The 13,354-nt window shown below is 69.9% G+C and carries 12 protein-coding genes; 6 read left to right on the forward strand and 6 right to left on the reverse strand.

The window, feature by feature from the left end:
- Positions 1-330: 330 nt before the first annotated feature.
- From Q8791_RS30850 to Q8791_RS30860, 3 genes are read left to right on the forward strand one after another with little or no spacing between them, the layout of a single operon-like run.
- Positions 331-1,266 (forward strand): ABC transporter ATP-binding protein, encoded by a 936-nt coding sequence (locus tag Q8791_RS30850; RefSeq protein ID WP_330095383.1) that lies wholly within the window; start codon positions 331-333, stop codon positions 1,264-1,266.
- A 2-nt stretch (positions 1,267-1,268) separates the two neighbouring features.
- On the forward strand, positions 1,269-2,462 hold the full coding sequence (locus Q8791_RS30855) for an ABC transporter permease (RefSeq protein ID WP_330095384.1): 1,194 nt from the start codon (positions 1,269-1,271) through the stop codon (positions 2,460-2,462).
- On the forward strand, positions 2,459-3,610 hold the full coding sequence (locus tag Q8791_RS30860; RefSeq protein WP_330095385.1) for an ABC transporter permease: 1,152 nt from the start codon (positions 2,459-2,461) through the stop codon (positions 3,608-3,610). Before Q8791_RS30855 ends, Q8791_RS30860 begins: the two co-directional genes overlap by 4 nt.
- A 120-nt stretch (positions 3,611-3,730) precedes the next feature.
- Here the strand turns inward: Q8791_RS30860 and Q8791_RS30865 are convergent, their stop codons facing one another.
- Complete coding sequence (locus Q8791_RS30865) at positions 3,731-3,835, reverse strand: SapB/AmfS family lantipeptide (protein ID WP_330095386.1); 105 nt, start codon at positions 3,833-3,835, stop codon at positions 3,731-3,733.
- Positions 3,836-4,466: 631 nt separating this feature from the next.
- On the opposite strand from Q8791_RS30865, the gene Q8791_RS30870 reads away from it, so the two are divergent.
- Together Q8791_RS30870 and Q8791_RS30875 are read left to right on the forward strand one after the other, a co-directional pair.
- Entirely contained in the window at positions 4,467-5,024 is a 558-nt protein-coding gene (locus Q8791_RS30870; RefSeq protein WP_330095387.1) for a GNAT family N-acetyltransferase, read from the forward strand.
- A gap of 43 nt (positions 5,025-5,067) precedes the next feature.
- Positions 5,068-5,352 (forward strand): hypothetical protein, encoded by a 285-nt coding sequence (locus Q8791_RS30875; protein ID WP_330095388.1) that lies wholly within the window; start codon positions 5,068-5,070, stop codon positions 5,350-5,352.
- 157 nt (positions 5,353-5,509) lie between these two features.
- Here the strand turns inward: Q8791_RS30875 and Q8791_RS30880 are convergent, their stop codons facing one another.
- The 4 genes from Q8791_RS30880 to Q8791_RS30895 form a co-directional block, all read right to left on the reverse strand.
- Positions 5,510-6,796, reverse strand: a complete 1,287-nt coding sequence (locus tag Q8791_RS30880; protein ID WP_330095389.1) for an activator-dependent family glycosyltransferase — start codon at positions 6,794-6,796, stop codon at positions 5,510-5,512.
- Between the two features lie 53 nt (positions 6,797-6,849).
- Complete coding sequence (locus tag Q8791_RS30885) at positions 6,850-8,226, reverse strand: NDP-hexose 2,3-dehydratase family protein (RefSeq protein ID WP_330095390.1); 1,377 nt, start codon at positions 8,224-8,226, stop codon at positions 6,850-6,852.
- Positions 8,223-9,335 carry a DegT/DnrJ/EryC1/StrS family aminotransferase gene (locus tag Q8791_RS30890; protein WP_330095391.1) on the reverse strand — a complete coding sequence of 371 codons (1,113 nt, stop codon included), beginning with the start codon at positions 9,333-9,335 and terminating at the stop codon, positions 8,223-8,225. Before Q8791_RS30890 ends, Q8791_RS30885 begins: the two co-directional genes overlap by 4 nt.
- Positions 9,336-9,514: 179 nt before the next feature.
- Entirely contained in the window at positions 9,515-10,156 is a 642-nt protein-coding gene (locus Q8791_RS30895; protein WP_330095392.1) for an LmbU family transcriptional regulator, read from the reverse strand.
- Between the two features lie 626 nt (positions 10,157-10,782).
- Between Q8791_RS30895 and Q8791_RS30900 the strand changes: the two genes are divergently transcribed.
- Positions 10,783-12,072, forward strand: a complete 1,290-nt coding sequence (locus Q8791_RS30900) for an activator-dependent family glycosyltransferase (RefSeq protein WP_330095393.1) — start codon at positions 10,783-10,785, stop codon at positions 12,070-12,072.
- On the opposite strand, the gene Q8791_RS30905 is transcribed toward Q8791_RS30900, so the two are convergent.
- The gene (locus tag Q8791_RS30905) at positions 12,059-13,234 is read right to left on the reverse strand and encodes a methyltransferase domain-containing protein (RefSeq protein WP_407942090.1); all 1,176 of its coding nucleotides are present in this window, start codon (positions 13,232-13,234) and stop codon (positions 12,059-12,061) included. The genes Q8791_RS30900 and Q8791_RS30905 overlap by 14 nt on opposite strands.
- Between the last annotated feature and the right edge of the window lie 120 nt (positions 13,235-13,354).

A 13,354-nucleotide genomic window follows, 5' to 3' on the forward strand; every position in this document is an offset into this window, starting at 1 on the left:
TGCGCGCACTCCTGCACGACCCCCGCCACACCGGAGCCGCCGACGCCCTGCGCCAGGAGATGGCCGCCATGCCCTCCCCCGCCGACCTCGCCCACACCCTCACCGCCCTCACCGACCAGCGCTGACCCCGCGCGGAACCCCGGGGCGAATACCTGCGGAAATGGCGCCGGTATCACCCCGCGCCCCTTCCTATGGTTCACTGACCCGGCACCGGGCGCAGCACGGGAAAGGTCTCCACGAACAATCTCCCGGAGACGGTGGGAGAAGCGCGATTCCGACTCAGCACGCCCCGGCGGATCCACGCAGGCACCGAGAAGTTGAGGAGCACCCGTGCCCATTCTGGAAGTCAGGGGAGTGAGCAAGAGATATGGAAAGAACCAGGCGGTGGACGATGTCAGCTTCTTTATCGAGGAAGGTGAGACCTACGGCCTCCTGGGACCGAACGGGGCGGGCAAGTCCACCACGATCGGCATGATCACCGGCATCCTGCAGCGCGACTCGGGGTCGATCACGGTCGACGGCATCGAGCACAGCGTGACGAACAGGAAAAGCAAGTCCCTGATCGGCTTCGTCCCGCAGGAGCTCGCCCTCTACCACGACCTCAGCGCGCGCGACAATCTCCGCTTCTTCGCCCGCCTCTACGGATTGTCGAAATCCGAGGCGCGCACCAAGACCGAAGAGGTCCTGGAAACGGTCGGTCTTTCCGACCGCGCCGGTGAGGCCGTATCCCATTTCTCGGGCGGAATGGCACGCCGCCTCAATATCGGTCTCGGCCTGCTCAACAGCCCCCGACTCCTCATTCTGGACGAGCCGACGGTCGGCGTGGACCCGCAGAGCCGAAACTCCATCCTGGAGAGCGTCCACACGCTGACCCGGGGCGGCGTCTCGGTGCTCTACACGACGCACTACATGGAGGAAGCGGAGCGCCTGTGCGACCGCGTCGGCATCATCGAGGCCGGGAAAATCCGGGCCGAGGGCACGCAGCGTGAGCTGGTCTCGCAGGTCGGTGAGGACGACACGGTCCTGATCACCCTGGACGCCCCCGGCGAGAGGGTGCTGGACGTCCTGCGCGCGCTGGAGCCGATCGACGAGGTGTCCTCCGAGGGGACGCTGGTCCGCCTCCTCACCGCCAACGCCAGGGACGCCCTCCCCCTCATCCTGGACACGCTCACCAAGGCCGGCGCCGGGATCCGGTCGGTCGAGGTCCAGGAACCGGACCTCGAGGCCGTCTTCCTCAGCCTCACCGGGAAGGGACTCCGGGAGTAGCGATGTCGAACGGACCCAACACGCTCACCATGATCACGGCCATCGTGGCCAAGGACGTACGCCAGCGGCTCCGGGACGGCAGCCTGCTGGTCTTCGGGCTCCTCCTGCCCCTCGGCGTGGCCTTCTTCTTCAACATGCTGCTCGGCGACGACACCTCCCAGCAGACGGGCTCCGAGTACGTCGTCGTCGACAGCGACGCCGGCTCCCTCGGCCAGGAGTTCGTCGACGCGGCCCTCCGGCCCCTGGCCGACGACGGGGTCCTGGAACTGACCACGGCGGACTCCGAGGACGAGGCTCGCGAACTGGTCGAGGACGGCAGCGTGGACGCCGCGTTCCTCGTCCCGGAGGACTTCACCGAGTCCCTGGAGGACGGCGACGACGCGGTGCTCACCGTCGTCGGGGACGCCGACGCCCCCGTCGCGACCCACATCGCCCGGGAGATCGGCCGCGCCTTCGCGACCGAGCACCTGCGCATCCGCCTCGCGGTCGCGTCGGGCTTCGACTCGGAGCCGAGCCCCGAGGACGCGGCCCTCCTCCTGGAGGAGGCCGAGGCCGCCGAGGCGCCTCTCGTCCTGTCCGAGGACTCGGAGCTGGAGTGGCGGGAGCTGGGCACCGCCACCTACTACTCCGCCTCGATGGCGTTCTTCTTCGTCTTCTTCGCGGCGATGTTCAGCGTCACGAGCATCTTCGACGAGAAGGCCGGCGGGACCCTGGCCCGCCTGCTGGCCAGTCCGATCCCGCGCGGGGCGATCCTGATCGCCAAGCTCACCAGCGGCCTGGTCATCGGCCTCGCGAACATGGCCGTGCTGGCCGTCGCGACCTCGGTCTTCTTCGGTGCCGACTGGGGCCATCCCCTGGGCGCCGGCGCACTGATCCTCACGGGCGTGATGGCCGTCATCGGCCTCACCGCGGCCGTGGCGAGCTTCGCCCGGAGCTCGGAGCAGGCCGCCAACTGGCTGTCGGTCCTGGCGATGCTGCTCGGGGTGTTCGGCGGAGCACTGTTCCCCATCTCGCAGCTCAACGGCCTGGCGATCGTCAGCTACCTGACGCCCCACCGGTGGTTCCTCCTCGGACTGGGCGAACTCTCCGCGGGAGGTCTCGACGTGGTCCTCCTTCCGTGCGCGGTGCTCCTCGCCCTCGGCCTCGTGGGCACCACCGTCGCGCTGTTTCGTATGGGACGGATGGTGAACGCATGAAGCCGCTGATCATCGGGGTCCTCAACCTCCGTCGCGTGTTCCGCGACCGGACGAACATCTTCTTCGTCCTACTGCTCCCCTTCCTCATGGTTTTCATGATGGGCCTGATGTACGGAGAGGGTCAGCCCGTGCTCGCGGTCTCCTCCCCGTCGCAGGCAGGGCTCGGCGACCGCCTAGTCGACGCGCTGGAGGAGGACGAGCGGATCGACGTCCTGCACATGGACGAGGGCGAGATGCGCGACCTCGTCGAGGGCGGCGACGTCCAGGCCGGGCTCGTCATCCCCGACGACTACGAGGACCGGATCCGGGACGGCGAGCGCGTCGAACTGGAACTCGTCACTCGCAGTGACGACCTGGCCGCTGCGGACGTGGGAATCTGGGTGCGCTCGGTCGTGACCCGGGAGTCCTCCCTCCTGAGCACCGCGCAGGTGACGGGGTCCGTCCGGGACGACGGGTTCGACGAGCGGTTGGAGAACGCCTCGGAGACCGAGGTGTCCGGCATCGAGGTGGAGGTGACGACCTCAGGGGACGCCACCTTCCCCGAGGGCCTCTCCTCCCACAGCCTCGCGGCGCCGCCCCTGCTGCTGCTCTACACCTTCATCACGGCGCTGACCACGTCCCTGGGCATCGTGCAGGCGAGACGCTCGGGGGTGCTGCGGCGCATGTACGCGTCGCCCACTTCGGCGGGGTCCATCGTGCTGGGCGAGGCCCTGGGCCGGTTCCTCATCGCCCTGACCCAGGCGCTGCTGATCCTGTTCGGATCGGCCCTGATGTTCGGCGTGGACTGGGGCGACCTGCTGGCGACCTCTTTGGTGGTCACGGCCTTCTGCCTCGTCAGCAGCGGAGCCTCGCTCCTGCTCGGCAGCCTCGCCCGGACCGAGGGAGGTGCGTTGGCCGCGGCCGTGGGGATCAGCCTCGGCGCCGGGGCGCTCGGGGGGACCATGCTCCCGCTGGAGTCGTTCGACGAGACCATGACGACGATCGCGTTCCTCACCCCGCACGCGTGGGGTTACGACGCCTTCAGCGAGCTGATCCGCAACCAGGCGACCCTCACGGACGTGCTGCCGCACATCGGCGTGCTCCTGGGGTACGCGGCGGTCCTGCTGACGCTGGGCGTCTGGCGCTTCCGCGGCGCCGTCACCGCGTAGGGGACGGGCCCGGAACGGCGGGTTGCCGCGACCGGAGGACCGGCCGCGGCAACCCTTCTCTCCTCAGGCGGCGGTGGCGGACCCCCTGCCGGGGACCGTCACCGCCCGGTGGGGAGGACGTCAGCTGCAACTCACGAGGCTGACGCCGCTGTTGAGGAAGACGCCTTCCTCCAGGAGGCACTCCGACTCGAGGGCCTGCAGGTCGAGAACTTCGCTCACGGCCATTTTTTCACCTTTCAGGAGAAAGGAATCCCGGCCGGGGGTCTCGGAACAAACCGTGACCCTGCCGCGACTCCGCCCGACCTTTGCGGCCAGGACTGCCTCACGATAACAGCGCACTCACCGGGAATCCGTGACGATTTACCCGGGGGCGATTCCTCCGCCCCGCCCATTCCTCGCACGGCGCCGGTTCCGCCAATGACTCCCGCGGTGGCCGGAAGCCCGGCGGGAGCCCCTCCTCCCCGGTGCCGGCCCGGACGGAGGGGCCTGCTCGGCCGACGCCGCCGCGGTGTGCCGCCGGTCCTTCCGGCGCTGCTCCCCGGTCTCCCGGACACGGAACGCCCCAGACCGTGAGGGCGGATGCCTGGTGAACCGGGTCTTGCCAGCCCCTCCGCCCGGCACGCCCCGGGGCCGTCCCGCGGGGCGGGACGCCCCGTGCCGCAGCCCGGGGCGTCCGCGCCGGAAACGGGACAGAAAGGGCGACTAAGGTACGTGGACCGAGCCCGCGTGTCCCGCTGGCGGGACACGCGGCGAGCGCCCCGTCACCCTTTGCCCCCGGGTTCCGGGAATGGGTGTTCCCCACCGTGGGCCGGGAACGGCACCGACGCGAACCGATAAAGAGTCGAGGTAGGAGAGCGTGACAGAAAAACCCGTGGAAACGCGCAGGGTCCGGCTGGTCCCCACCCGGAGTCTGGAAACGGAGGGCGTCGTCCGGGCCCTGGCCGAGAAGGGCGTGAGGGAATTCCCCGGAATGGAGGACCTGGTCCGGCCGCTCCCCCGCGACACGGCGGACGTCACGGAGCAGTTCTTCGCCGTCTCCCCGGCCGGCGGCACCGTCCTGGGGTTCTGCTCGCTGTCCCGTCTGGACACCGAGAGGCGGTGGATCCAGGTGGACGTGGTCGTGGACGAGGGGTCGAACGCGGTCGGCATCGCCTTGGAGGCGACCGTGCTGACCGTGGACCACGCGTTCAGGGCCTGGCCGGTGGACGAGGTGCGCTTCTGGTCCGCCGGGGACAGGGCCACCGGCCTGCGCGACCACCCCACCATGGTCACGGAGGAGGACCCCCCGGCGGCCGGCTTCGCCCGCTCCCCCGGGTTGGAGGGCGCCTCGCACTTCGTCATCCAGCGCGCGCGCTGGGAGCGCTACGGCGCCAAGTTCGTCCAACGGCTCTCCCAGGTGCCGAGCAGCAACTGAGAGCGCCCACCCCCATCACTCCCAGAGAAGAGGTTCGGCACCGATGGCCGCAGTTGACCAGAGCGAGATCCTGGCACAGATCAAGGTCCAGGCGATGACCGTCCTGATGTTCACGTCGAACGAGCCCCAGTTCGACCTCCCCGAGCCCTCCCAAATGAGCGACCTGGACTCGTTCTCGATCGTGCAGCTGGTCCTGGCCCTGGAGGACGTCTACAACGTGTCCATCCTGGAGGACATGTCGGAGTTCTCCGGTGAGAGCTTCGAGGACCTGACCCAGTTCATCGCGGAGCGGATCCAGGAGCAGGCGGTGGCGCCGAAGCAGGTGTGACCGCGGCAGGGCGCGGGCGGACGGGGGTTCTCCGTCCGCCCGCCTTTCGTGTGGGGGCGTATCCCGCTCGCACGGGCGCGGGGGAAACCACGGACACCGTCACCTGAGTCCCTGGAGACACGTGGATCCCGGCAGGAGCACCGGTCCCGTCGACGCCTCAGTTCCGCCGGTTCTGGGCCGCCAGGTCCTCCAGGACGGGCACGAGGTCGGCGGGGCTCGGCATCTCCCGGGACTTCTCCGACAGGCGCCGGGCGCCCTCGGCGAAGCGGGGCTCGTCCAGCAGCCGCCCCACCTGGCGGGCGACCTCCTTGCCCGTCAGGTCCGTGCCCTCCAGCGTCAGCCCGCCCTCCAGCTCCGTGACGTTGGCGGCGAGCAGCGACTCGTCGAACGCGTACTGGGCCATGGCGAACTCGGGGAGGATGAGCTGCGGGACGCCGTGGGCGACCGCGGTGCAGAAGGTTCCCGCTCCCCCGTGGTGGATCACGGCGGAGCAGCGGGGCAGGAGGGCGTGCAGGGGGACGTGCTCCACCACCCGGACGTTGCCGGGGATGCTCCCGAGGCCGACGGTCTGCTCCGCCGAGAGCGTGGCGACGACCTCCACGTCCAGTTCGGCGATCGCCTCCAGGAGTTCGCCCAGGGGCAGGCGGTACCGGTCGTCGAACCTCTCCGGCGTTCCGGAGCCGAGGGTCAGGCAGACCCTCCGGCGCCGTCCCGGGGCGCGCAGCCAGTCGGGCACCACCGCGGTGCCGTTGTAGGGGACATACCTGAGGGGGATGTGGCGCGTTCCCGGGGCGGGCGGCAGCCGCAGCCCCGCGGGGTAGGGGTCCAGGGTCGCCTGACCGGAGACCAGCTCCTCCGAGAAGTCGGTTCCCACACGCTCGGCACAACTCTGCAGCCACTCCGCGAGGGGGTCCTCGCGGTCGCCGCCGGGGAGTTCGGCCAGACGGCCCAGGAACCGGCTCCGCGTGCGGGAGAAGACGTCCAGCCCCCACAGCACCCGGGCGTGCGCGGCCCCCGACGCGCGGGCGGCGACGGGGGCCGCGAAGGTGGTCGGCTCCCACAGGACGAGGTCCGGACGCCACCAGCGGCAGAAGTCGGTCAGGTCGTCGAGCATCGGCGCGCTGACCGGGTGCCACCAGAGGCGCACGAACTCCCGGTACCCCTCCGACAGGTACTCCAGACCCTCTGCCTCCGCGTCGCTCCTGGCCATGTCGAAGCCCGCGGTGTCCCCGAATCCCAGGCCCTTCAGCGTGACCAGCAGCTGGTGGAACAGGTGGTCGCGGCCCACGGAGACCGCGGGCAGCCCGGTGCGCGCGATGGTCGGGACCAGCGCCGGCTGACTGGCCACCCGCACCTCGTGCCCGGCCGCCCGCAGAGCCCACGCCTGGGGGATCAGGCCCAGCAGGTGGGTCTTCTCCGCCTGGCTGACGATCAGGACGCGCATGGCTGTGGACCCCTTGGTGCGGAAGTGTCGAACGGGTGGGCGCCGCCCGCGGCTCAGGTCAGGGAGTGCAGGCAGACCAGGAGGGTTCTCGCCTCGATGTTGAGGTAGTGGCTGTGCCGCACCAGCCGCATGAGCTGGGAGACGGTCACCCACAGGAAGTCCGGCGGTACCTCGACGGGCAGACCGGGGTCCGCCTCGACGATGCGGTACCTGGTCTGGGCGTGGTGGAAGCGTCCCCCCTCCTCCGAGAGCAGCGCGTCGTAGCGCACCCGGTGGGCCGGCGGCGAGACCGCCTCGTCGGCGAAGGGCTCGGGGCGCCCGAGCACCGCGGCGGAAGCCGAGTACTGCACGGTGGGCGTGATCTCCACCCGGTCGAGGGTGCCGGGTTCGGCGCGGGCGCGGACCAGGACGTGGAGGACGCCGTCGATCTCGCGCACCAGGAAGGCGGCGAACCCGTTCCGGGTCGGCGCCAGCAGGGGTTGGACCCAGGAGGAGACCTCGCGGATGCGGGCCTCGACGGAGACCATGATGATCCTGAACCCGGCGCCGTCGCCGGCGGTGATCTCGTCGCCGGTCCGGCGCCAGCCCTCGGCGCCGGAGAGCGGCAGGATCCGCGACCGGTAGTCGACGACCGTCTTCTCCTCGGTGAACCAGCTGACGACCGCGGTCATCGTGTGCCGGGACTCCTCACCGTAGGAGCGCCGGAGCGCCCGGCCGAAGGGGTCGTCCGGTTCCGGCTGTCCGTCCCGGGTCACGGGGAGGCAGGACAGCACGGTCCGGGCGTCCATGTTGACCAGGTTGTCCCGGCGCAGCGCGTCCTGGATCTGGCGCAGCGTGAACCACCGGTAGTCCTCGTGTTCGGGGACGTCCTCGTCCACCTGGACGATGATGTTCCGGTTGTGCTTGCGCCAGAACCACTCGCCCTGCTCGGACTGGAGGACGTCCACGAGCACCCGCCCGCCGCGCGGGGCGCGGAAGTACTCCACGTAGGGGGTGGGACGGCCGCCGTGAACCCCCGTGTAGTTGCTGCGCGTGGCCTGCACGGTGGGGGAGATCTGGCGGAGGTTGACGTTGCCGGGCTCGAACTTGGCCTGCATCAGGAAGTGGGGCACCCCGTCGAACTCCTTGACGAGGATGCCCAGGATGCCGATCTCCGGCTGGTCGATGACCGGCTGGTGGAGGGAGGTCCCCCCGGCGGAGGCCCGCAGGCCCCGGACGGAGAAGAAGCCCCCGCTGGCATGGACGAGGTCGCCTGTCCCCTCGGCGAAGGACCAGGGTCCGCCGCGGTCGAAGCCGACCCGCCCGACGGAGAGCATCCGGTGCCGCGGCCTGCTCTCCCACCACCGGGCCAGCTCGGCGTCGGACTCCAGAGGCACTTCCGGGTCCGACGCCGGGAGCGGGAACCGGACCTCGTCGGCCGCGTGGGTCACAGCCTGGCCAGGGTCTTGGTCAGCGCCTCGATGATCCGCTGCTGCTCCTCGCGCGGCAGGGAGGGGTACATCGGCAGCGAGAAGATCTCGCCGGCCAGCTGCTCGGTCACCGGCAGGCTGCCCTTCTCGTAGCCGAGGTGGGAGAAGCCGGACATGGTGTGGACGGGCCAGGGGTAACTGATGTTGAGGGCGATGTCGTGCGCCTTCATCTCCTCGATGATCCGGTCGCGCTCGGGGTGGCGGACCACGTAGAGGTAGTAGGCGTGCTCGTTGCCGGGCGCGGTCGCGGGCAGGACCAGGTCCGTGTCGGCGAGCGCCTCGTCGTAGATCCGCGCGATCTCCCTGCGGCCCGCGACGTACTCGTCCAGGCGGCCGAGCTTGCGGCGCAGGATCTCGGCGTGCACCTCGTCCAGCCTGCTGTTCTGGCCGTTGGGGGTGACGACGTAGTAGCGCTCCTGGTCCATGCCGTAGTAGCGCAGGCGCCGCAGGCTGGCGTCGACCTCGGGGTCGGAGGTGATGGTGGCGCCCGCGTGGCCGTAGGCCCCCAGGATCTTCGTGGGGTAGAAGGAGAACGCCGCGGCGTGGCCCATGGATCCGGCGACCCGCCCGTGGTGGGTGGCGCCGTGCGCCTGGGCGCAGTCCTCCAGCACGACGAGCCCGTGCTCGGCGGCGAGGGCCTCCAGCGGGGCCATGTCCACACACTGGCCGTAGAGGTGGACCGGCAGGAGGCAGCGGGTGCGCTCGGTGATGGCGGCGGCGACCTGGTCGGTCCGCATCAGGTAGGTGTCCGGGTCGATGTCGACGAAGACGGGCTTGGCGCCCACCAGGTCGATGGCCAGGACCGTGGGGGCCGCCGTGTTCGACACGGTGATCACCTCGTCGCCCGCGCCCACCCCGAGGGCGCGCAGGCCGAGGACGAGCGCGTTGGTGCCGTTGTCGACGCCGGCGCAGTGCGCGACCCCGTGGTACTCGGCGAACTCCTGCTCGAAGGCGACGAGGGAGGGGCCCCAGATGAGCTTCCCCGACTTGAACACGGTGTCCACCGCGTCGAGGATGTCCGCTCTCTCCTTCTCGTACTCCTCCAGGTATCCCCAGACATAGGTCGTCATGTGTTCCTCCGTTTTCAGGTCTTCCACGGCCGAAAGAACCGGGCACCCGGGTCGTGGGCATAAGGTGTCGCCCCGCGCGTACGGCGGGCAATCCGCCGGCAGGCGCGGCGGGGAGAGGGATCCCCGACGGGGCGAGGTACATACATAGCAGAGGGGGGAGCAGGTTCAGAGCTCCCGGATCAACCGACCTCGACCATTTTCTTGGCGGCCATGTCCAACGTCGCCGAAGCCCACTCCGGAAGGCTCATACCCGAGCTCTCCGCTGCTTCCTGCCATTGTTTCCGGCGTTCGGGATCAATGGCCACCTGAACATACATCGCCTCCGGCGCCGCGTCCTCGCCCCGGGCGTGGAGCTTGATCCGGCGGCGGAGTTCGTTCCGGGACCAGCGGCCGGCCTCCGCCTCGGAGAGCCACTTCTCCTGTTCGCTCTCGGGCAGCCCGCACACCTCTGCGTGGTGCTGAAAGCTCAGCTTCTCCCGTCGGCGGCCGGGGATGAACTTCCGGGCGACCCACGCGTAGTTGCGCAGGGTCTGGTAGTCCAGGGAGGTGTTCTCTATGGCCCGCTTGTACCTGTGGGGGTAGTTCTCCTGGCCGTAGATCAACCAGTCCCCCAGCCACCAGGCAGAGGCGTCGGAGATGACGAAGATGTGCTGTCCCCAGCGCTCCCAGTCGCTCATGGCCATGCCGTCGGGAAGGTGGAGGCTCGTGCGCCGGGTCGGGTTCCTGCTCCCCGTCCGCCGGCCGGCGAGGTCCACGGCGGGCCGGTGCTCGACCCCGCCCCGGGACTTCGTCCTTCCGTTCGTGTGACCCGGATTCGTCATAGTTTCCATGTGGTCCCCTCATCGACCCTCCCGCTCGGCAAGAGAAATCAACGCTCGGATCAGGATCATTCTCCCGTAGGGAAAATTAGGCTGACATCGGTAAGAGGGCTCACTGCGGGGGATTTTCTAACCGCGGAGGCAAAAGCTCGCAGAAGCGGCGAAAACAGGATTGCAGAAAGCACGCATGAAATGGAGAGCTGTCGGCGCGGAGACACCGACCCCTCGAAAGGGAACTCAGCGGGCGCAGGGCGTTTGCATTGCCCTGAAACAGACCAAAGCGGTCGACAACAAGGCCTGAACCTGAGTACCCCCTCGGTTGCATTCATGCTTTAAACAACCCTGCACACCGCCGCTGATACATCCACCAGCATGGCCGCGGTCACAGCGTATGAGATAGACAAGCGTGCAGCAACCCCCAAATAATAGACACCTTGAGCAATAATTTGTTCACAGTGCGTCACCCAAGTGGGACCAGATTCCTTTTCTTTGGCCGAACTTCTCCCGCAGATTCGCCGCCGGATCGCCCGCACATAAGGCATTGCAAGGGAAGCGGACGCGCGTCCTCGACAAAAATAGCCGCCCGGATTAGATTCCCTTACCCTTCCCGAGAACAGTGAGGATTGCCGATGCGTATCTTGTTCGCAACATTCTCCGAGAAGGCTCACTTCATCGGAATGGTGCCCCTCGCGTGGGCTCTGCGCGCGGCCGGGCACGAGGTGCGCGTCGCCAGCCAGCCCGAACTGGCCCCCACCGTGGCGGCGACGGGCCTGCCCTTCGTCCGCGTGGGCACGGACCACCTGCTCCCCCAGGTCATCAGCTGGGTGGGGCGGATGGGGGAGGACATGCGGCCGGACTTCGACATGATGGGCGTGGCCGCCGCGGAGCCGCCGTCGTGGGAGGAGCTCCGGGCGGGGTACCGCGACGTGCTCATCCCTCTGTGGTGGAAGGTCGTCAACGACCCGATGCTGGACGACCTGGTGTCGTTCTGCCGCGAGTGGAAGCCCGACCTCGTCGTCTGGGAACCCCTGACCTTCGCCGGGGCGATCGCGGCGCAGGCGTGCGGCGCGGCCCACATGCGCTTCCTGTGGAGCCTGGACCTGTTCGCCGCCATGCGGGTGCAGTACCTGGAGCGCATGGGCGAACGCCCCGAGGCCGAGCGGGACGACCCCGTCCGCGCCTGGCTGGAGAACCGGGCCGCGCGCTACGGCGTCGGCTTCTCCGAGGACCTCGTCCGGGGCCGGGCCACCCTCGACCCCGTCCCCGCCTCTCTGGGCGTCCCCGTGCCCACCGGCACCCGTCGACTCCCCCTGCGCTACGTCCCCTACAACGGCAGGGCCGTGGTCCCCGACTGGCTGCGCACCCCGCCGACGCGGCCCCGCATCGCGCTCAGCCTCGGCATCACGGCCACCCGGCGCCTGGGCGGCCACACCGTGGACGTGGGCACCCTCCTGGACGGGCTGGCCGACCTGGACGTGGAGGTCGTCGCCACGCTGTCGGCGCCGGAGCAGGCCAAACTCGGCGCCGTGCCGCCCAACACGCGCCTGGTCGAGTACGTGCCGCTGCACGCCCTGGCCCCCACCTGCGACGCCATGATCACCCACGGTGGCGCGGGCACGGTCCTGTCGGGCCTGGCCCACGGGGTGCCCCAGGCGGCCGTGCCGCACCACATGTACGACGAGCCGCTCCTGGCCTCACTGGTGGCCGCGCAGGGGGCGGGGGTGGTCGTGGACCCGGGGCGGGTCTCTCCGGACACGGTCCGTGAGAGTGTGCTGCGCCTGCTCGGCGATCCCGCCCACGCGAGGGCGGCGGGGCTGCTGCGCGAGGAGATGGCCGCCATGCCCTCCCCCGCCGACGTCGCCCGGGAGCTGGCCGGCGCGGCGGGAGAGGGCGCTGGGCCGGACCTCATTCGATCCTGACGTCCGGGACGTACTGGATCCAGCGGCCCCCGGCCTCGCGGAAGCCGACCTCCTTGGCCATGATCTCCTCGGCGTGGTTCCACGCCAGGAGGAGCGCGTAGTCGGGGTAGGAGGCCGTGAACGCCTCGTGTCCGAGGACCCGGACGCCGGAGCCGGGGGTGAGGCGCCCCTGCTTGGCGGGCGTGGTGTCGCAGACGAACTCCAGGAGTTCGGCGTCGATCCCGCAGAAGTTGAGCACCGTCGCGCTCTTGGCGGTGGCGCCGTAGCCCACCACGCGCTTGCCCTGGTCGCGGAGGGAGCGCAGCTCCTTCGTCAGGCTCTCGCAGTTCCCCCTGACCCGGTCGCCGAAGGAGCGCAGCGCCTCCGGCGAGGTCAGGTCCCGCTCCTCCTCCTCGGCCAGGATCGCGGACACGGCCTGCGAGGGGGTGCGGGCGCCCTCCTTCGCCAGCGTGTAGCGCAGCTCCCCGCCGTGGGTGGGCAGGCGCTCGACGTCGACCAGGTCCAGCCCGAACCGCCGGGCCATGTTGCGCACGGAGGTGGCGGTGAACAGGAAGAAGTGCTCGTCGTAGAACTGGTCGAAGGACGCCTTCGCACTGACGTCGCCGAAGTAGGGGTCCTCGAAGACGAACACCCCGTCGGGGGCCAGCAGCTCCCCGATCCCCTCCAGGACCGAGTCCACGTACGGGATGTGGCAGAACGTGTTGGCGGCGTAGACGACGTCGGCGGGGCCGTCCTCCTCGCGGACGCGCAGCGCGGTCTCCTTCTCGAAGAACGCGTTGCGCACGCGGACGCCCTTGGAGCGGGCGACCTCGGAGACGGCTCCGGACGGCTCCATCCCGAGGTGGCGCACCCCGGCCCGGGACACGGTCTCCAGCATGACGCCGTCGTTGCAGCCCAGCTCGACCACGAAGGGGTCGGGCCCGGTCAGGTGCTCGGCGAGCAGCTTCTCCGCGGTGGCCTCGAAGTGGGCGCGCATGACGGTGGAGCCCGAGGAGTAGTAGGGGTAGCCCTCGTGGAACATGCGCTCCCTGGGCACCTCCTCCATCAACTGCACCATCTGACAGTCCGGACAGGCACCGACGGCCAGGCGGTAGAAGAACTCCTCGCCGGTGTCGTCGGGCTCGCGGAAGGCGTCCGACAGCGGCTGGCGGCCGAAGTCCATGAACTCGGTGACCGTTCCTCGGCAGACACGGCACGTGGTGGTGGGGACCAACCTGAACTCCTCGCGGGCGTCGTGGGACGGGCGCGCCGGGGGTCGGCGGCCCGGGATCGGCGGGCGGCC

The organism is Nocardiopsis codii (assembly GCF_036327455.1).
In the GTDB taxonomy this organism is placed as follows: domain Bacteria; phylum Actinomycetota; class Actinomycetes; order Streptosporangiales; family Streptosporangiaceae; genus Nocardiopsis; species Nocardiopsis codii.